Consider the following 24,582-nt stretch of genomic DNA (forward strand, 5'->3'; position numbering starts at 1 on the left):
GTCTGCCCCCTCGGTCTGCCCCCTTGGGTCAGCCCACAGCCTCACCACGAAACAGCCGCTCGGGGAGCGATTGTGGATCGGGTGGCGTGTTCGTTCCCGCATTCAGCGTGCGCTGCATGAACACCGTGTCGAGCCAGCGGCCATGCTTGAACCCGCTGCCGCGCAGCACCCCTGCATCCTCGAACCCCATGGCCCGGTGCAGCTTGACTGAAGCGCTGGTTTCCGAGCCATCGCCAATGACCGCAACGATCTGGCGGAACCCGCACTGCGTGCAGGCCTCGACCAGCGCTTCGAGCAGAGTGCGGCCGATACCGCGCCCCTGCGCCTGCGGGTCGAGATAGACGGAATCCTCCACCATGAAACGATAGGCGCGGCGCGGGCGAAACGGCCCCGCATAGGCATAGCCAAGCAGCACGCCCTCCTCCTCCGCCACCAGATAGGGATAGCCGCTGCCGAGGAGCGCGCTCATGCGCTCACGCATCTCGGCCTCGCCCGGCGGATCAAGCTCATAACTTGCCGTGCCTTCGTTCACGGCATGGGCGTAGATGCGGGTGATGGCGGGCGCGTCATCGAGACTGGCGGGGCGGATGGTGAGCGGCATGGAGCAAAAACGCCTTTTGGGAAACCGGATCAAAGAAAAGGGCGGCCCGAGAGCCGCCCTTTCGTATCGTCGTTCAAAGTTCAGCGCCCGCTACTCGCGATTGCCGAGGAACTGCAGCATGAACATGAACAGGTTGATGAAGTCGAGGTAGAGACGCAGGGCGCCCATGATTGCCTTGCGGCCGGACACGGTGGCGTCGTCGCCCTCGTAGTACATCTCCTTGATCTGCTGGGTGTCGTAAGCCGTGAGGCCGGCGAACACCAGCACACCGATCACCGAGATGGCGAACTGCAGCGCGGACGAGCCGAGGAAGATGTTCACGATCGAGGCAATGATGATGCCGATCAGACCCATGAACAGGAACGAGCCCATGCCCGAGAGGTCACGCTTGGTCGTGTAACCCCAGAGCGACAGCGCGCCGAACGATGCGGCGGTGATGAAGAAGGTGCGGACGATGCTCTCACCCGTGTAGACGAGGAAGATCGTCGACAGGGAAAGACCCACGAGGCCCGAATAGACCCAGAATGTCGTCTGCGCAGCCGCGACACTCATGTTCTGAATGCGGAAGCTGAGGAAGAACACCAGCGCGAGCGGTGCGAGGATGACAACCCAGCGGAAGGCGCTGGCGTAGATGAGCTGGCCGAATGCGGTCAGCTGGCCATCCGCGATGGCGAGATTGAATGCACCAAAGGCTGCAAGACCGGTGATGGCCAGGCCAAGCGCCATAAGGTTGTAGACGCGAATCATGTAGGCGCGCAGGCCCTCGTCGATGGCCGCGTCCGCGCGTACGCCGGGCGTTGCGCGGGCCTGATAGTTACGAAGGTCAGCCATAATTATCCCTTTCTGGCTTTAATCCCGTCGGGTGACGGCCATACGACCGTGCGCCGCTGGCGGGATACCAGCATGCGTAATGCAAATATGATGTCAGTTTAAGCTGACGACAAGACCTGAAACGCCCAGAAATGCAGATGCGGCAACACTTCGCGGGCAAAAAAAGCGCTTCCCCGGCGGCACGGTTAACGCTTTTTCATGCCTGGGGCTGCCGGAAGCGGCCCAAAGGCCGCCCCGCTGTTTCAGAGTCTCTCGCTTTAGAGATTGCGCAGAACCGGAGCCGCCTTGTGCCCAAGCACCCGCCAGGTGCCGATCAGGCCGAAGCCGACGGTCAGGACGAGCGCCACCGCAATGGTGGTCAAAGCCACCTCCGGCAGGAAGCTCGATGGCAGGCCCATGACCTGCGCAACAACGAACCATGCCGCGACACCGCCGGCGAGCAGCGCGAACACCGCTGTCGCCAGACCGATCAGCAGATATTCGAGCGAGAAGGCGGCGATCAGCGTGCGCCGTGTCGCGCCCAGCGTCTTCAGCACCACCGCATCATGCACCCGCGCCCGGTTTCCGGCCGCCAGCGCGCCTGAAAGCACCAGAACCGAGGCGATCAGCGCCACAGCTGCGGCGGCGCGAATGGCGGTCGCCAGTTGCTCGACCAGCCGGTTCACCACATCGAGCGCATCCTTGACCCGCACCGTGGTCACGGTCGGGAAGCCGCGCGTGACAGCGTTGAGGATCTGTGATTCGTCGGCCTGCGTTGCCTCGGCATCCGTCAGCGTGGCGAGCCATGCATGCGGCGCACCGGCAAACGTGTTGGGCGAGAACACCATCACGAAGTTGATGGCGAGCGATTCCCATTCGACCGCACGGAAATTGGCGATCCGCGCCGTGACATCGCGGCCCAGCACGTTGACGGTGATCGTATCGCCAATCTTGAGCCCGAGCTCGCCGCCCTCCTCCGCCGTGAAGGAAACCAGCGGCTCGCCGTCATAATCGGCCGGCCACCATTCGCCCTGGGTCAGGGTGGAGTTTTCCGGTGCGTTGCGGGCATAGGTGATGCCGCGATCGCCGCGCAGCACCCAGCCGCCCTCCGGCGGGATCTCCATGTCGCGCACATTGACGCCATTGAGCGCCGTGATGCGGCCACGCAGCATGGGCACCTGGATCAGCTTGCCGTCGGGCGCTTGCTCGCTCACCAGATCAGCGAAGGCTTCCACCTCACCACTCTGGATGTCGACAAAGAAGAAGTTCGGCGCGACCTCCGGCAGATTGCCGGTAATTTGCCGGCGCAGATTGCCGTCGATCAGCGCCAGCGTGGCGAGCAGCGTCAGGCCAAGCCCCAGCGAGAGAACGACCGAGGGCGTGAGCGCGCCGGGGCGATGGATGTTGCCAAGCGCCAGACGCAAGGGGGTGGACGCAACACGCGGACTGCGGCGCGCCAGCCATTCGATGCCGAGCGCCACCACGCGCAGCACGATGAAGGCAAACACCGTCGCACCGACGAACACCGCCGCCATGCGCCGGTCATCGGAGAACCAGATGGCGAAACCGGCGAGCGAGGCAGCGATGGCCATGGACAGGAGGATGTAGACGGGGCGCGGCCAGCCACGACCATCGACACCCATTTCGCGGAACAGCGCCGTCGCCGGCACATCGCGCGCACGACCAAGCGGCATGAGCGCGAAGACCAGCGTGATCATGACGCCGAACAGCGCCGCCACGGCCAGTGCTGCCGGATAGAACCCGCCCGTGGCCGGCACCGGCAACACGCTGGAAAGCACGGCCGATGCGCCGAACGGCATCAGCGCGCCGATCACCAGACCGGCAAGAATGCCGATCCCGGCGATCATCAGGATCTGCACCAGATAAACGGTGAAGACGAACGCGCCGGATGCGCCGAGGCTCTTGAAGGTGGCGATGACGGCGCGCTTGCTGTCGAGATAGGCGCGCACGGCATTGGCCACGCCAACACCACCGACCACCAGCGCCGTCAGGCCCACCAGGGTGAGGAATTGAGAAAACCGCTCAATGTTGCGGGAAAGCGAGGGCGCGGCATTGCTGCGCGTGCGAATGCTCCAGCCGGCCTCGGGGAACTCTGCGCCGGCCTGCGCCTGTGCGGCCTCCAGCGCACCGGCATCGGTGTCGCCGACAAGCCGCACCTTGTAGACATGCTCGACCAGACTGCCGGGCTGGATGAGGCCCGTCGCTTCCAGCGCATCAAGCGAGATCATCAGCCGTGGCGCGAACCCGAAACCGTCCGAGACAGCATCGGGCTCGGTGGTCAAAACGGCCCGCAGCTCGATCGGCTGGCCGCCGAGCATGATGCGGTCGCCGGGCGCAATGCCGAGACGTTCAAACAGCAATGCCGGAGCGGCAGCGCCGAATGCACCATCCACCTCGGCAAAGAGATCGTCGTGCGAAAGCTGCGGCTCGGTCACGCGCTCGCCATAGAGCGGGTAGAGGCCGTCCACCGCCTTGACCTCGACCAGCGTTTGATCGGAACCGTCGGGCAAACGGGCCATGGAGCGCATGTTTGCGCTTTCGGAAACATCGCCGAGACCGGTGAGGAACGCACGCTCATCTTCACCCGCACGGCGCTGGTTCAGCTCGAAGCGCAGATCGGCAGCGAGCAGAGACTGCCCCTCCGTCTCCACCGCCCCGGTGATCGCGCGGGCGACCGAATTGACGCCGCCAATCGCGCCGACACCCAGCGCGATACAGGCAAGGAAGATGAAGAAGCCGGACAGGCCACCGCGCATTTCACGCAGGGAAAAACGGAAGGCAAGGCGCAGGGTTCGGCCAAAACTCATGTCGCCGGCCCTCATGCCATTGCAGCCTTTTCGGCCTCGGCTGCAGGCTCGATGCGGCCCGAGCGCATCGCCACCTGGCGTTCGCAGCGGGCAGCAAGGGCCGGGTCATGCGTGACGAGCACCAGCGATGTGCCGCGTTCGCTCGCCTTGGCAAACAGCATGTCGGCAATCTGCCGGCCCGTCGCCTGGTCAAGATTGCCAGTGGGTTCGTCGGCAATGAGGATGGCAGGCCCGGGAGCCAGCGCACGCGCAATCGCCACGCGCTGCTGTTCGCCGCCGGAGAGCTCGCCGGGATAATGCGTAAGGCGCTGCGAGAGACCGACAGCTGCCAGCTCTTCCTCCGCCGCGCCGAACGGGTCGGGATGGCCCGCCAGTTCCAGCGGCACGGCCACATTTTCGAGCGCCGTCATGTTGGGAATGAGGTGGAAGGACTGGAAGACGATGCCGATGGAGCGGCCGCGAAAGGCGGCGATGGCGTCTTCACTGAGCCCGTTGATCTGCGTTCCGCCCACACGCACCGTGCCGCCATCAATGCGCTCCAGCCCGGCGATGACCATCAGAAGCGTTGATTTTCCAGAGCCGGACGGGCCGACGATGGCGGTCGAGCGGCCACGCTCCACCGACAGGCTGACCCCTTTGAGAACATGGACCGAGGAAGCACCCTCACCCAGCGTCAGCGACACATTCTCAAGTTCGATCACGGCTTCTGTCACGGAAAAGATATCCTATATTGGGAAAAAATGGCGCTGGGATCGTACAATTGCACGGTTCCGGCAAATATGGGTTATCCCGCATGGCATTCAATTTTTTTCGATCTTTCGGCCAGTTCACAAAAATTTCATCGGCCGCAGCGGCTGTGACGCTCGCGCTTGTCACGGCTCCCGCAGCGCTTGCAAACCAGGTCGAAATCGTCGGTTTCGGCGACAGCCTCATGGCCGGCTACAACCTTGCGCCGGGGGAATCCTTTCCCGAACAGCTCGAGGATGCGCTGAAGGCGGAAGGCTATGCGGTGAAGGTGGCCAATGCCGGCGTTTCCGGCGACACGAGCAGCGGCGGGCTTTCGCGGCTCGAATGGTCCATCCCCGAGAGCACCGACATCGTGATCCTGGAACTCGGCGCAAACGACATGCTGCGCGGCATCCCGCCGGCTTCAACGGAAGAGAACCTCGACCGGATGATCGCCAAGCTGGATGAGCGCGGCCAGCGGGTTGTTCTGGCGGGCATGCTTGCCGCCCCCAATCTGGGCGAGGACTACGCGTCCGCCTTCAACCCGATCTTCAAACGGCTGGCCGAGAAGCATGACGTAACGCTTATCCCCTTCTTTCTCGATGGCGTGGCGGCGGAACAGTCGCTGCTTCTGGAAGACGGAATGCACCCGAACCCACAAGGGGTTAGGCGCATGGTCGAACGCATGCTGCCAACCATTCGCGATGTGATCGAAGCGCATCAGGGAGACGACGCCTAAAAAGCGCGGCAAAAACCGCTTGCCGAGACTGGCGATCAGTGATTCGCTGATGGCGACAGTTCGATTCGAGGAGGTTGCCATGCCGCGACTTTTCACCGCCCTCGAGATCCCGCGTGACGCGGCTTTGTCGTTGTCACTCCTGCGCGGGGGTCTTCCAGGAGCTCGCTGGATCGACGTCGAAAACTATCACCTGACATTGCGTTTCTTCGGCGATGTGGAAGGCCATACGGCCGACGAGATCGCCAATGCGCTTGATCGGGTTCGGCGTCCCTCTTTCACCATGAAGCTCTCCGGCGTCGGCGCCTTCGGACAGAAGAAGCCGCACTCCATCTGGGCCGGCGTTTCCGCCTCGCCGGATCTCTACGCCCTGCAGGGCGAGATAGAGAGCATCTGCCGGCGACTGCGACTGCCGCCCGATCCCCGCAAATTCACGCCGCATGTGACGCTCGCCCGCCTCAAGAACGCCAATCCGCATGAGGTAGCGCACTATCTTTCGGCGCGCGGCAATTTCGCTTCGGTGCCGTTCACCGTGGGGCGTTTCGTGCTGATGTCGTCACGCGCTTCCGTCGGCGGCGGCCCCTATGTGATCGAAGAGGCCTGGCCGCTGGTCGGCGCGGACTATGACCGTCAGTCGAGCCTGGACAACAGCGCTTCCGAGGCTTCGCGGATCGTCTGGTAGACGGACGCGAAGCCATCATCGCCCCCGTAATAGGGGTCGGGAATGTCGATCATGCGCCCGCCCGCATAATCGAGAAAGAGATGAACGCGGTCCGCCGCTCCGGCAGGCGCACGCTCGCGCAGGGTGCGGACATTGCTGCGGTCCATGCCGAGCAGCAGGTCGAAGCGGTCGAAATCCTCCGCCACCACCTGACGCGCCCGCTGGCCGGTGATGTCGACGCCGAAATCACGGGCAATCGCCACCGAGCGCGGATCGGGCGCATTGCCCGCATGCCAGGCGCCGGTGCCGGCCGAATCGATGAGAAACGCATCCTCCCTGCCCTTTTCCGCAACGACGCTGCGAAACACGCCTTCGGCAAGCGGCGAACGGCAGATATTGCCGAGGCAGACAAAGAGGATCGATGTGCGGGGCTTTGCGTTCATGCTCATGGCGCTATCATCCGGAAGTGACATTCCACACAGGCGATACCATGGAGAGACGCGATGACAAGACCAAAGCTCGATCCGACGGCGCTGGAAGAGGCCCTTGAAAAGCTCGAGGGCTGGGAACTGGCCGAGGATGGCGCGTCAATTCAGAAGCGGTTCGTCTTTGCGGATTTCTCCGAGGCCTTTGCCTTCATGACCCGCGCGGCGCTGGCGGCGGAGAAGCTCAATCACCATCCCGACTGGTCGAACGTGTACAAAACCGTGGACGTGGTGCTTTCCACCCATGACGCCGACGGGCTGACCGAGCTGGACCTGAAGCTTGCCGCCGCCATGAACCGTTTTGCCCGGACTTGAGGCGTTTTAGGGCGGCTCAAAACGGGCAAACATTGAATTTCGCCACGCATCTCCCACATTTCTGCAATCAGGAGACGCTATGGACGACGTGAAAATCGGCGAAATTCTCGAACCGGTCGAGCCGCGCGAAAACCGCAGGCGCGAAGAGCGTGTGCGCGCAAAATTCTGGCGCACGATGAAGAAGGCCGCCCGCCAGGTGCCGTTCATGGAAGAGATTGTCGCCGGCTATTACTGCGCGCTCGATCAGGACACGCCACCCCGCGTGCGCGGCATTCTGCTGGCGGCGCTCGCCTATTTCGTGTTGCCGCTGGACGTGGTGCCGGATTTCCTGCTCGGCTTCGGTTTCACCGATGACGTGGCGGTTCTCGCCGCTGCGCTCAACGCCGTGCGCCGTCATATTACGCCGGCTCACACTTATGCCGCGCGGAAGGCGCTCTCCGAGACCGGGTTCGACGCATAACCAGTCAAAATCTTGCCTCTTTCATTCGTTTCAACCGATAACGAAGGGGTGTTCGACAGTTGTCGCACCAATTGTGTGATGACGGATCGGGGTTTAGCGCATGCAGAATTCGTCAATTCGCTTCACGCTTTGGTAACCCAGATTAAGTAAAAATGAAGTGATCTAGAGAGAGGCTACCCGGCCTCGAAACACTGGCAAAAAAGACGGTCAAGACGATGCGCGTACTGATTTCGACACTGATGCTCATTTGCGGAATGGCGGCAGCGAGCCCTGCACTGGCCCAGGCTACGGCGGTGGGGCAGCATCGCGATTGGGGCGTTTACAGCTACCAGTCCGGCAACGGCAAGGTGTGTTACGCCATGAGCGTGCCGAAAGCGAAGCAGCCGGCCAGCCTGGACCATGGCGACATTTTCTTCTTTGTGAGCCAGAAGCCCGGCCAGAACGTTGCCTCCGAGCCCCAGTTCATTGCCGCCTACAATTTCCAGACGGGCTCCAAGGTGATTGTCACCGTCGGCAACAAGAGCTTCACCATGTTCACCAAGGGCCAGTCAGCCTGGCTCGAGAATGCAGCGGAAGAGCCGCAGCTCATCGCGGCCATGAAGGGTGGCTCCGACATGAAGGTCGCGGCCAAGTCCGGTCGCGGCAACGACACCAGCTACACCTTCTCGCTGAGCGGTGTGACGGCTGCGATCAACGCCACGCAGAACTGCAAATAGCATCCTGCAAAACGAGGCTGCCGACCGCCAGAGGTGACGGCAGCCTTCAGGCGTGCTATGAGCGCGGCAAATGAAGGGCAGCCCCGTCATTCGGAGAGCGCTGCCCGCAACCGTTTCAAGAACGCCATGGCACTGACACTCGATCTATCGACGCCCGAGGGGCGCGCTGAGCTGCGCCCCGCCGCAACCGCCGAAAAGCAGCCGCTGATCGGCCTTTCGCGCGAACAACTCGCTGAAGCGCTTCTCCCGCTCGGCGTGCCGGAAAGGCAGGCGCGCATGCGCGTGCGCCAGCTCTGGCACTGGCTTTATGTGCGCGGCGTGTCGGACTTCTCGCAGATGTTCAACATCTCGAAGGACCTGCGCACCAAGCTCGACGAGCATTTCACCATCGCGCGCCCGGAGATCATCGAAGAGCAGATCTCGCAGGACGGCACCCGCAAGTGGCTGATGCGCTTTCCCCCGCGCGGCGCAGGGCGCCCGGTGGATGTGGAAACGGTCTACATTCCCGAAGAAGGCCGCGGCACGCTGTGCGTTTCCAGCCAGGTGGGCTGCACGCTGACCTGTTCCTTCTGCCACACCGGCACCCAGAAGCTGGTGCGCAACCTGACGCCGGGCGAAATTCTCGACCAGCTTCTGGTGGCGCGCGACAGGCTCGGCGATTTCCCCGAAGCCGATACGCCCGATGGCGCGATCGTGCCGGCCGAAGGCCGCAAGGTCACCAACATCGTCATGATGGGCATGGGCGAGCCGCTCTACAATTTCGAGAATGTGAAACAGGCCCTGCTGATCGCCTCCGATGGCGAAGGCCTGTCGCTCTCCAAGCGCCGCATTACGCTTTCCACCTCGGGCGTGGTTCCCGAGATTTACCGCACCGGCGAAGAGATCGGCGTGATGCTCGCAATCTCGCTGCATGCGATCCGCGACGAGCTGCGCAACGAGCTGGTGCCGATCAACAAGAAGTATCCGCTCAAGGAGCTGCTCGACGCCTGCCGCGCCTATCCCGGCCTGTCGAACGCACGCCGCATCACCTTCGAATATGTGATGCTGAAGGGCATCAACGATTCGCTCGACGATGCGCGCGAGCTCGTGCGGCTGTTGAAGGGCATTCCTGCCAAGATCAACCTGATCCCCTTCAACCCATGGCCGGGCAGCGATTACGAATGCTCCGACTGGGAGCAGATCGAAGAGTTCGCGGATCTGGTCAACAAGGCTGGCTACGCCTCCCCCATTCGCACCCCGCGCGGTCGTGACATCCTCGCGGCCTGCGGGCAGCTCAAATCCGCTTCCGAGCGCATGAAGAAAGCCGACCGGCTGAAGCTTGAAGCGATGATGATCGCCGGCCACGGCGAGTAGGACCAAACCACCTTCAAACAAAAACGCCGGCGCGCGATCTGCGAGCCGGCGTTTTTGTTTGTCTGGTTTCCCCGATCAGCGGGCCTGCGCGGTCAGGATCTTCAGCGCAAAGGCCGAGAAGACGCCGGCAAAGAGATAATCGACCACGCGGGTGACGCGCGGGCTCTTTTTCAGGAACTTCGAAAAACTGTCTGCCGCAATCACCATCGGCGCAACGATGGGGAGCGCAAGCGGGATGAACAGCAGCCCCAGAAAAAACAGCTTGCCCGGCGCATCCGGATCATTGGCCGAAACGAACTGCGGCAGGAAGGTCATGAAGAACAGGATGATCTTCGGGTTCAGGAGATTGATGCCGAGCCCCGTGGCCCAGTTCTTCAGAAGCGAGCGGCCCGAACCGCCCTTGTTGTCCGGCGTGAAGGCCGAGCCCTTGCGGATTGCCTGAACGGCAAGCCAGATCAGATAGCCAGCGCCAAACACCTTGAGCGCAAGGAACGCCTCCGGCGAGGCAACGATCAGCGCCGAGAGCCCCAGCGCCACGAGCGCCGTATGGATCATGATTCCGGTCATGGCGCCGAACATGCAGGCAAAGCCCGCTGCACGGCCCTGGCTGAGCGCACGACCGACAAAAAGGGTCATGTCCGGCCCCGGCGTGATGGAGATCACAAAGGTGGCCAGCGCGAACTGAACAATGGTGGCGAAATCCGGGATGAAGGTCATGGGAAGCTTCCGGCACGGGTTGAAGTGCCGGAAGCTAACGCATCGGCCCGAAAATCGGAACCGATTTTCGGAAAGCATGATGCGCAGATTCAACAGGGTAGAGCGTCAGATGGTCTGGGTGACCTTGTTGAGCTTGTCGGGCGTGTCCGGGTTGAGGCCACGCTCGCGCGCAACGCGCTCGATCAGGCGGTAGTAGCCAACCAGCGAAACCAGCGGGTCGATATGACCGTGGCCGGTGGTCGGCGTCTTGATCGTGCGCTCACCCACATCGCGCGAGGAGAAGCTCGCAATCTGCGCGCCGAAGCCACGCAGTTTCTCAAGCGACTGCTCGCTGGAGGCCAGCGCCTCGTCCTCGGGCACGAAGGCGAGGATCGGGAAGCCCTTGTCGACCAGCTGCATCGGCCCGTGCATGAGCTCTGCCAGCGAGAACGCTTCGGCGTGAAGCTGCGCGGTTTCCTTTGCCTTGAGTGCCGCTTCCAGTGCGATGGCGAAGCCCGGACCACGGCCAGCCGTGTAGACAGAGCCGGCATCGGCGAGAAGCGGCAGGGCCGGTTCCCAGTTCACGTCGCAGGCAGCAGCCAGCGCCTCGGGCAGCCGGTCGAGCGCCCCCTTGAGCGCGGCGCAGCCGGACGCGACCTGCGCAACACCGGCAAGCGCTGCAGCAGAAGCGATGAAGCTCTTGGTGGCCGCGACGCTGCGCTCCGGTCCGGCATGGATCGGCAGAACGATGTCGGCGGCGTTTGCGAGCGGGCTGTCGCCCACATTGACCACGGCCAGCGTGACTGCGCCACCCTTCTTGGCCGATGCCTGCGCCGCCACGATATCGGGGCTGCCGCCGGACTGGGAAATGGTGATGTGAAGCGCGCGGTCGAGCTTCAGCGATGCATCATAGACCGAGGCAACCGAAGGACCGATGGACGCCACGGGAATGCCCGTGTGGATCTCGAACAGATATTTGAAGAAGCTCGCCGCATGGTCCGAAGACCCGCGCGCGGACATGCTGACCAGCGCGGGCGAGCGCTCGGCGATGACCCTGCCAAGCTCGGCAAAGGCCTGCGCCTCATTGGCAAAGAGCCGGCCAACAGCCTCGGAAGCTTCGGCGGTTTCCTGAAACATCAGGGAAGGTGTCTCGGTCATTTCAGTCTTTCCATATGAATCATGCCTGTGGGGCGGTACGGAGTGGGGCGGAACGGGACGGGCCGATCAACCCGGTTCGTCGAGTGCGCGGTGAAGGTCGCCGCCATGACGCGCCAGCGCCGCAGCGGCTTCCTCGGGCGACAGGCCGCGCACCACCAGCACGGCCGGCTTTACGTGAAAGGCGGTCTTCTCCAGCGCGGCGCGGGCCGATGCCTCATCGCACTCCGCGACCTGCATCAGCATCTCGACGGCGCGCTGCACCAGTTTCTTGTTGGTCGGCTTCATATCGACCATGCGGCCACGATAGACCTTGCCGAGGCGCATCATGACAGAAGTGGAGAAGAGGTTCATCGCAATCTTCTGGCTTGTGCCTGCGGCCATGCGCGTGGACCCGGCCAGGACTTCGCCACCGGTCTCGAGAAGCACGTCACACTCGGCGTTTTCGAGAAGCGTGCTGCCGGGATTGTTGGCAATGCCGATGGTGAGCGCGCCACGCTCCCGCGCCACCTCGATGGCTGCGCATGTGTAGGGCGTGCTGCCACTGGCAGCCAGGCCGACCACCACGTCACGCGGGCCACAGTCGACACCGGCGATCTCGGCGCGGGCCGCATCCTCGTCATCTTCCGCGCTTTCGCGCGCCTCGGCCACACTGATGCTGCCGCCGGCCAGAAGGAAAATGCAGCGCTCCTCCGGCCAGCCGAATGTCGGATAAAGCTCGACGGCATCCAGCATGCCCACACGGCCCGATGTGCCTGCACCGACATAGATAAGCCGGCCATCAGGATCGGCCAGGCGGCGGGCCGTCGCTTCAATGGCTGTTTCAAGCGCCGGCAGCGCGGCCCTGACCGCATCCATTGCGGCCTGCTGACCATCAAGCATGGCGGTGAGCATGTCGGCTGTCGCGAAGCGTTCAATGTCGCGATAGGCCTGGCTGGCGGTTTCCGTCGGTTTTGTCATGGCGAGCTCATCGGTTTCCGGTTTGCTTGGCCCATGATAGACCAATTTAATACCAAACAGCTTATACAGGCTTTTTCGCTGGAATCCATTCCCTCCCTGCAAATCTCTTCGCAAATTCGGAATTCCACCTCCGCACTTTGCAATCATTGTGCTTCAGAATTGCGACAATGCAGCAAGACGCATTGAGTGGACTTGCAAAGCGGTATGGTCATTGCCATAATTGGGCTTACATTGTTAAGACCAATTCTCACATCACAGGAACGCGCGAACTCATGACCGACGCCCGGCAGGACCAGGGAGAACCCCTTGGCGCGCTTCTCGCCCGTGACATGCAGGCCAGCGAAGCGGATGCGACCCCGCTTTACATCCGGCTCGCCAATGCAATTCGCCGCCTGATCGATGCGGGGACGCTGGAAGCGGGCGCCGCCCTGCCCTCGGAGCGCATTCTGGCCGAGGCGACAGCGCTGTCGCGCGTGACCGTGCGGCGGGGGATTGAGCTGCTGGTGCGCGAAGGCGTTCTGGAACAGCGCCGGGGGTCGGGCACCTATGTGCTGGAGCCGGCAGAGCGTTTCGAGCAGCCGCTGGCGGCGATCACCAGCTTCACCGAAGACATGCTCTCCTATGGCCGCAAGCCCGAAACGCGCTGGCTGGCGCGCGAATACGCCAATCCGTCTGCCCAGGAAGCGATGGTGCTTGGCCTGTCGCCGGGCGACCGCGTGGTGCGGCTGCACCGGCTGCGGCTGGCCGATGCCCTGCCGCTCGCGGTGGAACTGGCCATCGTGCCGGCCGACCTTCTGCCCGATCTCTCAGCGCTCGGCACATCACTCTATGAAGCGCTGGCGCAGGCGGGCGCACGGCCGCACAAGGCCCTGCAACGCATGCATGCCTGCGCGCTGCCGGAGTTCGATGCGCGCCTGCTGGAGGCCGACGCCGGAGAGCCCGCGCTTTTTCTGGAGCGCATATCCCGCACGGCGGAGGGGCGGGTGGTCGAGTTCACGCGCTCCTATTTCAAGGGCGACAGGTTTGATTTCGTTGCCGAACTCAACCTGCAGCAGGAAACAGGCAGATAAAGCAATTCCAGGAAAAGCGGGAACCGGTTTTCCGTCCGGAGTTGCCAGAGACAATGATGCTTCAGACCTTACAGGCGCTTCAAAGCGACTCGAGAAAGCGGACCAGATTGTCCCGGTCCTGCTTCGCCATTTCGACCACCCGGTCGCGCGCGGCCCGCGCCTCCCCACCATGCCAGAGCACGGCTTCAAGCAGGGTGCGGGCGCGCCCGTCATGCAGGAAGGTCGCTTCCTCATTCACCGTGCCGGTGAGCCCGATGCCCCAGAGCGGCGGGGTGCGCCATTCATAGCCATCGGCAAGCCCTTCGGTCCGGTGATCGGCGAGGTCTTCACCCATGTCGTGCAGAAGCATGTCGGTATAGGGCCAGATCAGCTGGAACCTGAGCGCCGGATCGTCCACATCGCGACGCGTCACATATTTCGCGCGATGGCAGGAGGCGCAGCCGCTTTCGTAAAACACTTTCTTGCCGGCGAGCACCTGCGGGTCGTCGATATCGCGACGGGCCGGAACGGCGAGATGGCTGGAATAGAAGGTGACGAGATCCAGCAGATCTTCGGGCACCTCTTCCGCGCCCAGCCGCTCCTGCGCACCGTGCGGCAGAGCCCGGCAAGCGGTCTGGGCTTCGGTGCAATCGCCCCAATGGTCGGGCGCGAGCGGCGATGAGAGCCCCATGTCGCCGGAGAAAGCGCCTGCGCTCTGCTCGGCAATGGTGGGCGCAATCGCCTTCCAGCCGAAACGACCGAGACGCCACTCTCCCTGTGCATCGCGCACGCGGGCGGGCCGCCCGGAAATGCCATCGCCATCCTCGTCGTCCGGGTCCGCCCAGGCGAGGATATCAGCTTCGTGAACACTCTCCAGAAGTCCAAGGCCGATCATCGGCGGCGCAACGCGCGCCGACAGCATGAGATCATCACGGAACGGGCCGAACCCGGGCTCGGTGATGCCGAGCACCGGCCTGCGCAGGGTGACGGTCTCGCCTCCCGACAGCGCCACGGGCACATCCTCATAGGTGATCTGCACGCGGCCTTCGGGGGTGAGGCCGGCCACGGCGTGATCCTGAAGCTGCAGCCCGTAAACCGGATCGGGCGCGGCATGCAGCCGCCCGTCGGCAATCGCCTCCTGCTGCTCCTTACTCGGCGGCACCGAAACGCGCACAAGCAGCGACACGGCGGAATCTTCAACCCGCGCCGGCGCATGGCCGCGCCCGTCCTTGATGTGGCACGACTGGCAGGCCCGCGCATTGAACAGCGGCCCCAGCCCGTCAGAGGCCTGCGTGGAAGCGGGCGACGACACCCAGTCCTTGCGGAACAGGCCATTGCCCAAAAGGAAGCGCTCCAGCGCCTCGAATTCCAGATTGGCCGACGAATGGGAGAACGCATCGGCATTGATGCGCTTGGTGGAGGTCGCCGCGCCCGCGGCCATGCGCTCGAAGCGCTCCGCCTTTTCAAACTGCCCGGCAGGCTTCGTGACCTTTTCGACCCGGGCGCGGTCCTTCTCCGTCAGGTCGTCGCGCGTGTCGGGCAGCGAACCTCCCGCATGGGCGGTCATGACAAGGGCTGAAAGAATGACGACGAATGTCGTGCTGCGGGCAATCATGTTCATGGCGGAACTTGTTGGCTGTGCCGCCGGGCCGGCATGGCGGCCCGGCGGCAATTGGCTCTTACTCGAAAACGGCTTCCGGATTGTCGAGACTGTCGGAGCCCTCAAGCTCGATCCCGGAAAGGTCGAGCGCGACGATGACGCGTTCCAGCGAACGGGTCTGATCGACGAGACCGTCAATCGCCGCCTGAACGACCGCGTTGCCCTCTTCATTGCCCTGACCGATCATCTGGTCATAGGCCTCGCCGCCTTCGGCGCGCGCCTTCATCACGGCCATCGCTTCAAGCGTGGTGTCGAGCTTCGCCTTCACTTCATCGGCGAGGGCGGTATCCTTTTCCGACACCAGATCGGCGAGGCTTGGCCCCTCGACCGTGGAACCGTCGACACGCTCATAGGCGCCGAAATAGACGTTCCGGATGCCAACGACATCGTAGTAATGGCTGTTGTGCGTGTTGTCGGAGAAGCAGTCATGCTCCTCTTCCGGGTCGTTCAGGAGCAGGCCGAGCTTCATGCGCTCGCCCGCCAGTTCGCCATAGGAGAGGGAGCCCAGACCCGTCAGCATCGCCGTCAGGCCCGCCTGCGGGTCCGCCATCACTTCGGCACGGGCTTCCCCTTCGGTTTCCCAGTTGGCGACCATCTCTTCGAGATCCGTGATCAGGAGATCGGCGGCAGCCTGAAGATACTGCGCGCGGCGCTCGCAATTGCCGCCCGTGCAGTTTTCCGTGTCGAAATCCGTGTAAGCACGTGTTCCCGCACCGGCGTCGGTGCCGTTCAGGTCCTGCCCCCAGAGAAGAAACTCGATGGCGTGGTAACCGGTGGCGACGTTGGCCTCGATGCCGCCAACCTCGTGCAGCGACGCGATCACCTCGGTGGTGATTTCGGTAACGTCGATATCCGTACCGCCAGCGCTTACCTTGTCATTGGCGATCACATTGACCGTGTAGAACTCGTTGGCGTCCGACTCCGTGCCATAGCTTGCATCGACATAGTCGATGAGGCCCTCGTCCAGAGGCCAGGCATTCACCTTGCCTTCCCACTCATCCACGATGGCGTTGCCAAAACGGAAGGCCTCGGTCTGCTGGTAGGGAACGCGTGAAGCGAGCCATGCCTCGCGGGCGGCAGCCATGGTCTCTTCCGACGGTGTTTCGACAAGCGCATTGATCGCCGTGCGCAGCTCTTTCGCCGTCTCGAGACTGTCCTGATAGGTCGCGAGAGCGATATCCGCGTAGGTTTCGACCACTTCCTGCGATTCAGCGGCAATGGCCGGCGCTGCCATGACCGCCATGATTGCAGAGCCGAGCAGTAAACGACGTTTCATGAAGACTTCCCCTCTTCCAAACCTGAAAACAGGCGCTGCCATTGCCATCGACAACGGACGCGCACGACCTCGTGGCCGCCACTCAATAATGTGGACTTAAATTATCAGGTTTAGAAAGGCAAGCCCGACGGGCGCATTGCGCGCCCGCTATTCCATGGCTTTCACCGCGATAACGGCATTGGTGCCGCCGAAAGCAAAACCATTGCTGAGGGCGACACGCACATCGCGCCTGCGTGCTTCATTGGGCGTGACGTCCAGATCGCATTCCGGGTCGGCTTCGCGATAGCCCGCCGTTGGCGGGACGATACCCTCCCGGATCGCCATGACGCAGGCGATGAGTTCCAGCGCGCCCGATGCGCCAAGGCAGTGAGCATGCATCGACTTGGTGGACGACACGGAAAGCTTCGAGGCATGTGCGCCGAACACGCGCTTGATCGCTTCGGTCTCAATGCGGTCATTGGCCTTGGTGCCCGTGCCATGCGCGTTGATGTAATCGACATCGGAGGGGGCGAGACCGGCCTCGTTCAGACAGGCCTGAAGCGCGGCGGAAGGCCCCTCGACCGTGGGGGCCACGATATCGGACGCATCGGCCGACATGCCGCCACCGGCCAGCTCGGCCAGAATGGTCGCGCCACGCGCCTGCGCATGTTCGAGCGTCTCGAGCACCACCATGCCGGCGCCCTCACCCAGCACCAGACCATTGCGGTCGGCGGAGAACGGGCGGCAGGTTTCCGAAGCCAGAACGCGCAGCGCTTCCCAGCCCTTCAGAATGCCGTAGATCAGCGGCGCATCGGAGCCACCGGCAAGCATGACATCGGCACGGCCGAGACGAAGCTGGTCTGCCGCCGACAGGATCGCATGGTTGGAGGACGCGCAGGCAGAGGTCGCGCCGAACACCGGGCCGCGCAGCCCGAGCGTCATGCTGACCTGTCCGGCAGCTGCACCGGGCATCACGCGCGGAACCGTGAAGATGCCCGTTCTCGGCTTCCCTTCCAGAAGGATCGCGCGATAGCTTTCCTCGATGGCTTCCCAGCCGCAGACACCGGTGCCGACCACCGCACCAACGCGGTGCGTATTGGCATCATCCACGGCAAAGCCCGACTGGCTCATGGCCTCCTGCGCCGCAATGGATGCGAGCAGGCTGAAGCGATCCATTGTGACGAGCCGCTTGCGGTCCAGACCGTGCTCCGGCAGCTGCTTGATCTCGGCGCCAATGCGCACTTTCAGTTCATGCAGCGGCACCGTGGTGATCGGGCCAATCGCCTGACGGCCCGCGCGCATGCCCGACCAGATGGCCGGGGCATCCGTTCCAAGCGCGCAGATGCCACCAATGCCCGTTATGACGATGCGTGGAGCTGTCATCTAGTTCTTGGAGTCCACCAGTTCACGCACGGCGGCGACGATATCCCTGACGGTCTCCATGCTCTCCCACGCCTCGGCGGTGTTCATCTCCACTTCGATGTTGAACTCGTCTTCGACATCGAAAATGATCTCGGTGAGTTCGAGGGAGTGAATGCCAAGGTCGGCGAGCGGCGTGTCGAGCGTTATCGTCTCGACCTCGTCCTGCGCATGGGTCTTGATCTTTTCAAGGATCGTCTTGCCGATCTCATCCGTGCTCAAACTGGTCTCAGCATTCATGAAGCGTCTCCTTGGACAACTTTTACGCAGGCTAGGATGCCATCGGGCAAGGCGTCCACGCTCAACTCTATAAAATCGCAGACATAAGAAACCAAAGCGTGTCCTGCGGCAAGAGTTTGCAGTGCAATTCCGCCGCGCATCACCGCGTCAGTTCCCGTTCACGCCACCCTTTACGAAAATGGTTACGGTGCCGTCCTCACCATAGTCCAGCGCGACCACATCGCGGACCTGGATCGATCGTGAATCAACCGCATGGAAGAACAGGGCGCTGCCCTCGATGGCTTCACGCAGAACGGCGATTTCCTTCTCATGCTCGGCAATCGCCTTGGCGATGTCCTGCCCCTTCTTCTCCAGATCGGGAAGGAGAACGATATCCAGCTCTTCAAGCGAGAAGGTCTTGCGCACGCGCTCGGCATTCTGCGTCGTGACACCGATTGCCGCGATGATGCGCTTGCTCGCCGTCTCCGGTTCGACTTCCTCGGTTTTCACCTCGGAGCCCACAATGGCATCAATTGCTTCTTCGCTCTTCAGCCCCTGCGCGAAAAGCGGAGACTGCAAAGCGATGACCATCGTCAACGCAAGTGCGGCCGTCAATGCAAGTCCGGCTCGTAGCGGCATGGGCCGACATCCGATGTTCAAGGTCATGACTCAATCCTGTAGATTCGCCGCGCAGAAAACATGTTCTGCCGGAGAAGGCAACGGGCGGGGGCCGGGCAGGTTCCCTTACAACCGGGTCGCGTAATCCGAAACCAGCAGCCGACAGGGCTCCTCATCCTCCTCGATTTCGGAGAAGCGGGCGATCGGCTCTGCGAAGATATTGTCTGTCACGTCATCATTGACGGTCGACACCTCCCCGATCAGCACATCCTCTTTCTCGCCCCAGAATGCATGCCAGACGCCCGGCAGAAGCGTGACGCTCTCGCCCGGCTCCAGACGCAGGACTCCGCCGGCATCCACGCGCCGCATCACGCCATCGGTCGGCACGCGCACGGGCGAGACACGGTCGATCCCGCCTTCCGGATCAGACCCGAAAAGCTCGATGCACAGCGTGCCGCCGCCCCGGTTGATGATGTCTTCGGCCTTGATCGCGTGGGTGTGCAGCGGCGCGAGCTGGTCACGCCGGGAGATCATGATCTTCTCGGCATAGAGCATGCCGCGGCCATGCTTCAAATCTTCCTGATTGCCGTTACGCACCGTGAAGAGAAAGAGGCCGCGCCGGTCGAAATCGCCAGCGCCATAGTCGGTGATGTCCCAGCCAAGCCGCGCATCGACAATCCCGTCGATTGCGGCGCGCCGGTGCTTCATCTCTTCCGGGGTCCAGTCGGCAAAGGGCGGCAGCACATAGCCGAAGGAGCGGATGAACTCTTCTCCCTGGCGCAGGATCTCGTTCACTCTCGAGCGCTTCACCGCAACCTCCCTCGTGCGAAACCGACTTGATGTGTGGTCGTACCGCAAGCCCGGCATTCCGCCAAGGTGTTTTGCCCGGCCGGATCTTGCGCAACCCACTTGATCTTGCGCAACGCACCGGCGAGCCTCATCAATAGAATGCCCATCCTCAAACCGGCGTCGCACCGGACACGAAGCACAAACCCGGATCCTTCCATGTATCTGAACGCCATCATCCTGCTGACCGTCGTTGCGGTGATGCTGGCGCTGTGGTCGCCGCGTCTCCATGGCCGGCCGACATGGAGGGCGATGACAACGCCGCTGGCCTCCATCATCGGCAGCGGGTTTCTCGTTCTGGGGCCAATCCTCAATTTCGCCTATGGCGTCAATGCGCCGCTCGTCATGCTGGCGCTGTGTCTGGGCGCGTATCTGTTCGGCGCGGCGATCCGCTACAATATGAGCATGCTGCAGGCGGAAGCGGGACGGCACGGCAGCAGGCTGGAAACGCTTCTGGAAACGACAGCCTCGGCCAGCCTCGGCTTCGCCTACATCGTGTCGGTCGCCTATTATCTGAACCTGTTCGGCGCTTTCGGCGTGAGCCTGACAGAAGCGAACCAGCCAACGGATGCACGGCTTCTGACATCGGCCGTCTATGTGCTGATCCTGATGGTTGGCTGGACGCGCGGTTTCCGGGCGCTCGAAAAGATGGAGTACGCGTCCGTCGCGCTCAAGCTCGCCATCATTGCCGGCCTGCTGGTCGGTCTCGGCATCTACTTCATCCAGCATGTGTCGGCGCATGACATGATCCTGCGCGCGCCAAGTGTGAGCGGCTGGCACGCCATCGCCCTTGCGTTCGGACTGATCGTGACGGTTCAGGGGTTTGAGACATCGCGCTATCTCGGCCGCGACTATGACACGTCGACGCTGATCCGCTCGATGAAGCTGGCGCAATGGATCTCGACCGGCATCTATATGAGTTACATCCTGCTGATCAGCTACACATTCGACATAGACGGGCAACCGCTCACGGAAACGGCCATCATTGGCATGATGGCCGCCGTTGCGCCTATCCTCTCCGTGCTTCTGGTGGCGGCGGGACTTGCCGCGCAGTTCAGCGCGGCAGTGGCGGACACGAGCGGATCGGGCGGACTTCTGACAGAGTTGACGCGCGGCCGGCTTACGCCCAGGCGGTCCTACGCCCTGCTTGTGGCGGTGGGCCTCGTTCTCACCTGGTCGGCGGATGTGTTCCACATCATCAGCTACGCGTCGCGGGCCTTCGCGCTTTACTACATGCTGCAGGCCGCACTTGCCGCAGCCAAGGCATGGCGTGATGCAAACAGCCCGTGGCGCGCAGCGGGGTTCGCCGCGCTGGCGCTGCTCGGCCTGGCGATCGTGGTTCTGGGGGCGCCGGTCGAGACGTAAGACCGGACCGGGATCAGAACGCCTTGAAGGTCAAAGTGGTGAGCGAACGGCGAATGCCGGGCACATTGGCGATGTTCTCGCTGACGAACTTGCCGATATCGACACCGTCATCGATGTAGACCTTCATGAGCAAGTCGTAATCGCCGCTCGTGGAGTAAAGCTCCGAGGCGATTTCGCGCTTGTAGAGTTCGTCGGCCACCTCATAGGTCTTGCCGGGTTTGCAGCGCAGTTGAACGAAGACAGGTCTCATAAGGGCTCCATGGAGCAAGTTCGAAACAGGGTCGGGCCAGACTTGGCCCATCGCGTTACGCTGTCAACAGACAGCGCACGATCTGATGGGATGAATCCGCGAGCCCGTCAATGACATCGAAATGATGGCGGTCGGGTTCTTCCACAGCGGCGGTCTGCGCACCAAGCCCGACCCAGACATTGGCGAGAAGCGCATTCTGGCGCAGGAACTCGCCCCGCTCCGAAGCGCCGACCCAGCAGGTCAGGCGCACGCCGGGGATGGGCGCGAGCAGCGCCGGGCTTTCCGCCTGCGCCTCCTCTTGCGTGATCTTCAGCCCCTCATTCATCGCCGTCTTCATCATCGGGCGCAGATCATGCACGCCGGAGATCGACAGGACATGGCGAAGGCGCGCACGCACATCCGCAGGCAGCGGTGAGGTCTCGCAGGCCATGCGCGAGGCAAGGTGGCCGCCCGCCGAATGGCCGGTCAGGACGAGCGGGCCGTCGACGCGTCCGGCAGCGGCGGTGACCGCCGCGCCGATCTCGCGCACGATGCCGGAAATCGAGTTTTCGGGGCACAGCGTGTAAGACGGCATGGCTACCGCATAGCCGCTGTCGACCGCACCGGCGGCCAGATGCGACCAGAAGCTCTTGTCGAGTTTCAGCCAGAAACCGCCATGGATGAACACCACCAGACCGGCCGGCTTTCCTTCCGGCAGAAACAGGTCGAAGTGGTTGCGTGCGCCATCGCCATAGGGAATGTCGAGCTCTGCCCGGCCAGCAGCCGAAAGCGCATCGCGATAAGCCTGCGCCGGGGCTACCCAGGCGTCCGGCCAGCGGTCGCCCTGCGGAATGTTTGCGCCATTCGCATAGGCGTCATCCCAGTCCGAAACCTGACGATAGAACATGTTCAATTCTCCCTCCGCGCCGCCCTCCGCACATGGCAACAGAGCCTGCATAGCCGTGCCAGCCTCCACTGTCATCATTGCGGATCGTGATGTACACTGCGCCCAGACCGGACATATTTCAACCTTAAAATTTCATGCTTGAAATGTCGTCTGTCCGGTGCAATGCTCCAAGCTTACAAAGCCAGGCGTAGAGCAATCCTGGGAGGAAGGAGCTCGAGCATGAAAGTCGCAATTCTCGGCGGTGGTCCGGCGGGCCTCTATTTCGCAATCTCCATGAAGCTGCGCGATGCAGCCCACGACATCACGGTCTTCGAGCGCAACAAGCCCGATGACACGTTCGGCTGGGGCGTGGTTCTCTCTGACGAAACCCTCGACAATCTGGCGGAAAACGACCCCGTCAGCGCCGAGCGCATCCGCGAACATTTCGCCTATTGGGACGACATCGCCGTGGTGCACAAGGGCGTGCGCACGCTCTCCACGGGGCACGGTTTCTGCGGCATCGGCCGCATGCGCCTGCTCATTCTCTTGCAGGAGCGCGCCCGCGAACTCGGCATCAGGCTCGAATTCGAGACGGAGATCGACGATCCCCGCCCCTTCATGGCCGAATACGATATGGTGCTGGCCTCCGACGGCCTGAACTCGCGGACGCGAACCACCTTCGCCGACGTGTTCAAGCCCGACATCGACGTGCGCAAATGCAAGTTCGTCTGGCTCGGCACCCATCAGAAATTCGACGACGCCTTCACCTTCATCTTCGAGAAGACGGAGCATGGCTGGGTATGGGCGCACGCCTACCAGTTCGACGACGAGACCGCGACCTTCATCGTGGAGTGCGGCCCGGAGACCTGGGAGAAGTTTGGCTTCGGCGAGATGAGCCAGCAGGATTCCATCGCCGTATGCGAGCGGATCTTCAAGGATCATCTGGGCGGCCACAAGCTGATGACCAACGCCAACCACATTCGTGGTTCGGCATGGATCAACTTCCCGCGCGTGCTGTGCGAACGCTGGTCGCATGAGAACATCGCGCTGATGGGCGATGCGGCGGCAAGCGCGCATTTCTCCATCGGCTCGGGCACCAAGCTGGCGCTCGAAAGCGCCATCGCGCTGGCCGAATATCTGCACACCGAACCGACGCTGAAAGAAGCCTTCGACAAATACGAAGACGCTCGACGGCTGGAAGTGCTGCGCCTGCAGTCTGCGGCGCGCAACTCGCTGGAGTGGTTCGAGGAGGTGGAACGCTATCTCGATCTCGACCCGGTGCAGTTCAACTATTCGCTGCTCACCCGCTCGCAGCGCATCAGCCACGAGAACCTGCGCCTGCGCGATCCCGAATGGCTTGCGGATGCGGAGACCTGGTTCCAGCAGCAGGCAGGCGCCGAGGACAATGCCGCCCGCGCGCCCATGTTCGCGCCCTACAAGCTGCGCGGCCTGACGCTGAAGAACCGCGTCGTCGTCTCGCCCATGGCTCAGTACAAGGCCGTCGACGGCTGCCCGACCGACTGGCACATGGTGCATTATTGCGAGCGCGCCAAGGGCGGTGCCGGTCTCGTCTATATCGAGATGACCTGTGTGAGCCCCGAGGGCCGCATCACGCCCGGCTGCCCCGGTTTCTACAAGCCGGAGCACGAAGCCGCTTGGACGCGCATCGTCGATTTCGTTCACCGTGAGACCGATGCGCGGATCTGCGCGCAGATCGGCCATTCGGGCCCCAAGGGCTCGACCCAGCTCGGCTGGGAAGAGATGGACGCACCGCTGAAAGACGGCAACTGGCCGCTCATGGCCGCCTCCGAAGTGGCATGGTCCGACGCGAACCAGACGCCGAAGGCGATGGACCGCGACGACATGGACGCGGTGCGCGACCAGTTCGTCGCTGCCGCCGGGATGGCGGAGCGCTGCGGGTTCGACATGCTCGAACTGCACTTTGCGCACGGCTATCTCCTGTCGTCCTTCATCTCGCCGATGACCAACAAGCGCACGGATGACTATGGCGGCAGCCTGGAAAACCGTATGCGCTATCCGCTGGAGATTTTCGCTGCGGTTCGGGCCGTATGGCCGGAGGACAAGCCGATCTCTGTGCGCATCTCGGCCAATGACTGGGTGGGCGACGCAGGCGTGACCCCGGCCGAAGCCGTGGAGATTGCGCGCATGCTGCAGGAGGCCGGCGTCGACATCTGCGACGTCTCGGCGGGCCAGACCTCGAAACAGGCGCGCCCGGTTTATGGCCGCATGTTCCAGACCCCGTTCTCCGACCGCATCCGCAACGAGACCGGCATGGCGACCATGGCCGTCGGCAACATCTATGAGCCGGATCACGTCAACTCGATCCTGATGGCCGGCCGCGCAGACCTCGTCTGCCTCGCCCGTCCGCATCTGGCCGATCCCTACTGGACGCTGCATGCTGCGGCAACGCTGGGCGACCGGGGCGTGACCTGGCCCGATCCCTACCTGCCCGGCCGCGACCAGCTCTACCGGCTTGCCGAGCGGGCCGAGCAGATGACGGGGAAGGTGTGATC

25 protein-coding genes are annotated in these 24,582 nt (G+C 63.0%); 9 read left to right on the top strand and 16 right to left on the bottom strand.

Annotated elements, in window-relative coordinates; genetic code table 11:
- Positions 1-28 precede the first annotated feature (28 nt).
- From DEJ54_RS04705 to DEJ54_RS04720, 4 genes are all read right to left on the bottom strand, one after another.
- Complete coding sequence (locus tag DEJ54_RS04705; RefSeq protein ID WP_113153545.1) at positions 29-601, bottom strand: GNAT family N-acetyltransferase; 573 nt, start codon at positions 599-601, stop codon at positions 29-31.
- A 90-nt stretch (positions 602-691) separates the two neighbouring features.
- Complete coding sequence (locus DEJ54_RS04710) at positions 692-1,432, bottom strand: Bax inhibitor-1/YccA family protein (protein WP_113153546.1); 741 nt, start codon at positions 1,430-1,432, stop codon at positions 692-694.
- A gap of 257 nt (positions 1,433-1,689) precedes the next feature.
- Positions 1,690-4,239: an ABC transporter permease gene (locus DEJ54_RS04715; protein ID WP_113156086.1), complete on the bottom strand. Its 2,550-nt coding sequence runs from the start codon at positions 4,237-4,239 to the stop codon at positions 1,690-1,692.
- Between the two features lie 11 nt (positions 4,240-4,250).
- Positions 4,251-4,952, bottom strand: coding sequence for an ABC transporter ATP-binding protein (locus tag DEJ54_RS04720; protein WP_113153547.1), 702 nt, complete (start codon positions 4,950-4,952; stop codon positions 4,251-4,253).
- An 80-nt stretch (positions 4,953-5,032) separates the two neighbouring features.
- Between DEJ54_RS04720 and DEJ54_RS04725 the strand changes: the two genes are divergently transcribed.
- A complete protein-coding gene (locus DEJ54_RS04725) occupies positions 5,033-5,704 on the top strand; it encodes an arylesterase (protein ID WP_113153548.1) in 672 nt (223 codons plus the stop codon).
- 79 nt (positions 5,705-5,783) lie between these two features.
- Entirely contained in the window at positions 5,784-6,383 is a 600-nt protein-coding gene (gene thpR / locus DEJ54_RS04730) for an RNA 2',3'-cyclic phosphodiesterase (protein WP_113156087.1), read from the top strand.
- Here the strand turns inward: thpR and DEJ54_RS04735 are convergent.
- A complete protein-coding gene (locus tag DEJ54_RS04735) occupies positions 6,332-6,805 on the bottom strand; it encodes a low molecular weight protein-tyrosine-phosphatase (RefSeq protein ID WP_113156088.1) in 474 nt (157 codons plus the stop codon). The genes thpR and DEJ54_RS04735 overlap by 52 nt on opposite strands.
- Positions 6,806-6,865: 60 nt before the next feature.
- Between DEJ54_RS04735 and DEJ54_RS04740 the strand changes: the two genes are divergently transcribed.
- From DEJ54_RS04740 to rlmN, 4 genes are all read left to right on the top strand, one after another.
- Positions 6,866-7,162, top strand: a complete 297-nt coding sequence (locus DEJ54_RS04740; RefSeq protein WP_113153549.1) for a 4a-hydroxytetrahydrobiopterin dehydratase — start codon at positions 6,866-6,868, stop codon at positions 7,160-7,162.
- Between the two features lie 79 nt (positions 7,163-7,241).
- On the top strand, positions 7,242-7,622 hold the full coding sequence (locus DEJ54_RS04745; RefSeq protein WP_113153550.1) for a YkvA family protein: 381 nt from the start codon (positions 7,242-7,244) through the stop codon (positions 7,620-7,622).
- 215 nt (positions 7,623-7,837) lie between these two features.
- Positions 7,838-8,338, top strand: a complete 501-nt coding sequence (locus tag DEJ54_RS04750; RefSeq protein ID WP_113153551.1) for an invasion associated locus B family protein — start codon at positions 7,838-7,840, stop codon at positions 8,336-8,338.
- A 126-nt stretch (positions 8,339-8,464) separates the two neighbouring features.
- Positions 8,465-9,691, top strand: a complete 1,227-nt coding sequence (gene rlmN / locus DEJ54_RS04755; RefSeq protein ID WP_113156089.1) for a 23S rRNA (adenine(2503)-C(2))-methyltransferase RlmN — start codon at positions 8,465-8,467, stop codon at positions 9,689-9,691.
- A 75-nt stretch (positions 9,692-9,766) separates the two neighbouring features.
- Here the strand turns inward: rlmN and DEJ54_RS04760 are convergent, their stop codons facing one another.
- From DEJ54_RS04760 to DEJ54_RS04770, 3 genes are all read right to left on the bottom strand, one after another.
- On the bottom strand, positions 9,767-10,408 hold the full coding sequence (locus tag DEJ54_RS04760; protein WP_113153552.1) for a LysE family translocator: 642 nt from the start codon (positions 10,406-10,408) through the stop codon (positions 9,767-9,769).
- A 105-nt stretch (positions 10,409-10,513) separates the two neighbouring features.
- Positions 10,514-11,545, bottom strand: coding sequence for an SIS domain-containing protein (locus DEJ54_RS04765; RefSeq protein WP_113153553.1), 1,032 nt, complete (start codon positions 11,543-11,545; stop codon positions 10,514-10,516).
- 66 nt (positions 11,546-11,611) lie between these two features.
- Complete coding sequence (locus DEJ54_RS04770) at positions 11,612-12,502, bottom strand: N-acetylmuramic acid 6-phosphate etherase (RefSeq protein ID WP_113156090.1); 891 nt, start codon at positions 12,500-12,502, stop codon at positions 11,612-11,614.
- Positions 12,503-12,774: 272 nt separating this feature from the next.
- On the opposite strand from DEJ54_RS04770, the gene DEJ54_RS04775 reads away from it, so the two are divergent.
- On the top strand, positions 12,775-13,572 hold the full coding sequence (locus DEJ54_RS04775; protein WP_113153554.1) for a GntR family transcriptional regulator: 798 nt from the start codon (positions 12,775-12,777) through the stop codon (positions 13,570-13,572).
- A gap of 79 nt (positions 13,573-13,651) precedes the next feature.
- On the opposite strand, the gene DEJ54_RS04780 is transcribed toward DEJ54_RS04775, so the two are convergent.
- From DEJ54_RS04780 to DEJ54_RS04805, 6 genes are all read right to left on the bottom strand, one after another.
- Positions 13,652-15,118, bottom strand: coding sequence for a di-heme oxidoredictase family protein (locus tag DEJ54_RS04780; protein WP_245447785.1), 1,467 nt, complete (start codon positions 15,116-15,118; stop codon positions 13,652-13,654).
- A 112-nt stretch (positions 15,119-15,230) separates the two neighbouring features.
- A complete protein-coding gene (locus DEJ54_RS04785) occupies positions 15,231-16,487 on the bottom strand; it encodes an imelysin family protein (RefSeq protein ID WP_113153555.1) in 1,257 nt (418 codons plus the stop codon).
- Between the two features lie 147 nt (positions 16,488-16,634).
- Positions 16,635-17,849 (bottom strand): beta-ketoacyl synthase, encoded by a 1,215-nt coding sequence (locus tag DEJ54_RS04790; protein ID WP_113153556.1) that lies wholly within the window; start codon positions 17,847-17,849, stop codon positions 16,635-16,637.
- Entirely contained in the window at positions 17,850-18,125 is a 276-nt protein-coding gene (locus DEJ54_RS04795) for an acyl carrier protein (RefSeq protein WP_113153557.1), read from the bottom strand. It abuts the gene before it with no gap.
- A 147-nt stretch (positions 18,126-18,272) separates the two neighbouring features.
- Positions 18,273-18,743 (bottom strand): hypothetical protein, encoded by a 471-nt coding sequence (locus DEJ54_RS04800; RefSeq protein WP_245447700.1) that lies wholly within the window; start codon positions 18,741-18,743, stop codon positions 18,273-18,275.
- A gap of 105 nt (positions 18,744-18,848) precedes the next feature.
- Positions 18,849-19,532 (bottom strand): D-lyxose/D-mannose family sugar isomerase, encoded by a 684-nt coding sequence (locus tag DEJ54_RS04805; RefSeq protein WP_113153559.1) that lies wholly within the window; start codon positions 19,530-19,532, stop codon positions 18,849-18,851.
- A gap of 195 nt (positions 19,533-19,727) precedes the next feature.
- On the opposite strand from DEJ54_RS04805, the gene DEJ54_RS04815 reads away from it, so the two are divergent.
- The gene (locus DEJ54_RS04815) at positions 19,728-20,933 is read left to right on the top strand and encodes a hypothetical protein (RefSeq protein WP_113153561.1); all 1,206 of its coding nucleotides are present in this window, start codon (positions 19,728-19,730) and stop codon (positions 20,931-20,933) included.
- Between the two features lie 13 nt (positions 20,934-20,946).
- On the opposite strand, the gene DEJ54_RS04820 is transcribed toward DEJ54_RS04815, so the two are convergent.
- Both DEJ54_RS04820 and DEJ54_RS04825 read right to left on the bottom strand, forming a co-directional pair.
- A complete protein-coding gene (locus tag DEJ54_RS04820; RefSeq protein ID WP_007010700.1) occupies positions 20,947-21,183 on the bottom strand; it encodes an Lrp/AsnC ligand binding domain-containing protein in 237 nt (78 codons plus the stop codon).
- 55 nt (positions 21,184-21,238) lie between these two features.
- Positions 21,239-22,069: an alpha/beta hydrolase gene (locus DEJ54_RS04825; protein WP_113153562.1), complete on the bottom strand. Its 831-nt coding sequence runs from the start codon at positions 22,067-22,069 to the stop codon at positions 21,239-21,241.
- Between the two features lie 219 nt (positions 22,070-22,288).
- Here DEJ54_RS04825 and DEJ54_RS04830 point away from each other — a divergent pair, with 219 nt between their 5' ends.
- The gene (locus DEJ54_RS04830) at positions 22,289-24,580 is read left to right on the top strand and encodes a bifunctional salicylyl-CoA 5-hydroxylase/oxidoreductase (RefSeq protein ID WP_113153563.1); all 2,292 of its coding nucleotides are present in this window, start codon (positions 22,289-22,291) and stop codon (positions 24,578-24,580) included.
- Positions 24,581-24,582 lie beyond the last annotated feature (2 nt).

Origin of the sequence: Nitratireductor sp. OM-1, assembly GCF_003296175.1 — a bacterium.
In the GTDB taxonomy this organism is placed as follows: Bacteria; Pseudomonadota; Alphaproteobacteria; order Rhizobiales; family Rhizobiaceae; genus Nitratireductor; species Nitratireductor aquimarinus.

Excerpts from the sequence above, each read along its gene's own strand:
- DEJ54_RS04775 (WP_113153554.1), top strand. The coding sequence starts at position 12,775 with ATGACCGACGCCCGGCAGGACCAGGGAGAACCCCTTGGCGCGCTTCTC.
- DEJ54_RS04815 (WP_113153561.1), top strand. The coding sequence starts at position 19,728 with ATGTATCTGAACGCCATCATCCTGCTGACCGTCGTTGCGGTGATGCTG.
- DEJ54_RS04750 (WP_113153551.1), top strand. The coding sequence starts at position 7,838 with ATGCGCGTACTGATTTCGACACTGATGCTCATTTGCGGAATGGCGGCA.
- DEJ54_RS04740 (WP_113153549.1), top strand. The coding sequence starts at position 6,866 with ATGACAAGACCAAAGCTCGATCCGACGGCGCTGGAAGAGGCCCTTGAA.
- DEJ54_RS04705 (WP_113153545.1), bottom strand. The coding sequence starts at position 601 with ATGCCGCTCACCATCCGCCCCGCCAGTCTCGATGACGCGCCCGCCATC.
- DEJ54_RS04780 (WP_245447785.1), bottom strand. The coding sequence starts at position 15,118 with ATGACCGCCCATGCGGGAGGTTCGCTGCCCGACACGCGCGACGACCTG.
- DEJ54_RS04795 (WP_113153557.1), bottom strand. The coding sequence starts at position 18,125 with ATGAATGCTGAGACCAGTTTGAGCACGGATGAGATCGGCAAGACGATC.
- DEJ54_RS04735 (WP_113156088.1), bottom strand. The coding sequence starts at position 6,805 with ATGAACGCAAAGCCCCGCACATCGATCCTCTTTGTCTGCCTCGGCAAT.
- DEJ54_RS04745 (WP_113153550.1), top strand. The coding sequence starts at position 7,242 with ATGGACGACGTGAAAATCGGCGAAATTCTCGAACCGGTCGAGCCGCGC.
- DEJ54_RS04770 (WP_113156090.1), bottom strand. The coding sequence starts at position 12,502 with ATGACAAAACCGACGGAAACCGCCAGCCAGGCCTATCGCGACATTGAA.
- thpR (WP_113156087.1), top strand. The coding sequence starts at position 5,784 with ATGCCGCGACTTTTCACCGCCCTCGAGATCCCGCGTGACGCGGCTTTG.
- DEJ54_RS04715 (WP_113156086.1), bottom strand. The coding sequence starts at position 4,239 with ATGAGTTTTGGCCGAACCCTGCGCCTTGCCTTCCGTTTTTCCCTGCGT.
- DEJ54_RS04725 (WP_113153548.1), top strand. The coding sequence starts at position 5,033 with ATGGCATTCAATTTTTTTCGATCTTTCGGCCAGTTCACAAAAATTTCA.
- DEJ54_RS04765 (WP_113153553.1), bottom strand. The coding sequence starts at position 11,545 with ATGACCGAGACACCTTCCCTGATGTTTCAGGAAACCGCCGAAGCTTCC.
- rlmN (WP_113156089.1), top strand. The coding sequence starts at position 8,465 with ATGGCACTGACACTCGATCTATCGACGCCCGAGGGGCGCGCTGAGCTG.
- DEJ54_RS04820 (WP_007010700.1), bottom strand. The coding sequence starts at position 21,183 with ATGAGACCTGTCTTCGTTCAACTGCGCTGCAAACCCGGCAAGACCTAT.
- DEJ54_RS04800 (WP_245447700.1), bottom strand. The coding sequence starts at position 18,743 with ATGCCGCTACGAGCCGGACTTGCATTGACGGCCGCACTTGCGTTGACG.
- DEJ54_RS04790 (WP_113153556.1), bottom strand. The coding sequence starts at position 17,849 with ATGACAGCTCCACGCATCGTCATAACGGGCATTGGTGGCATCTGCGCG.
- DEJ54_RS04830 (WP_113153563.1), top strand. The coding sequence starts at position 22,289 with ATGAAAGTCGCAATTCTCGGCGGTGGTCCGGCGGGCCTCTATTTCGCA.
- DEJ54_RS04785 (WP_113153555.1), bottom strand. The coding sequence starts at position 16,487 with ATGAAACGTCGTTTACTGCTCGGCTCTGCAATCATGGCGGTCATGGCA.
- DEJ54_RS04710 (WP_113153546.1), bottom strand. The coding sequence starts at position 1,432 with ATGGCTGACCTTCGTAACTATCAGGCCCGCGCAACGCCCGGCGTACGC.
- DEJ54_RS04825 (WP_113153562.1), bottom strand. The coding sequence starts at position 22,069 with ATGTTCTATCGTCAGGTTTCGGACTGGGATGACGCCTATGCGAATGGC.
- DEJ54_RS04760 (WP_113153552.1), bottom strand. The coding sequence starts at position 10,408 with ATGACCTTCATCCCGGATTTCGCCACCATTGTTCAGTTCGCGCTGGCC.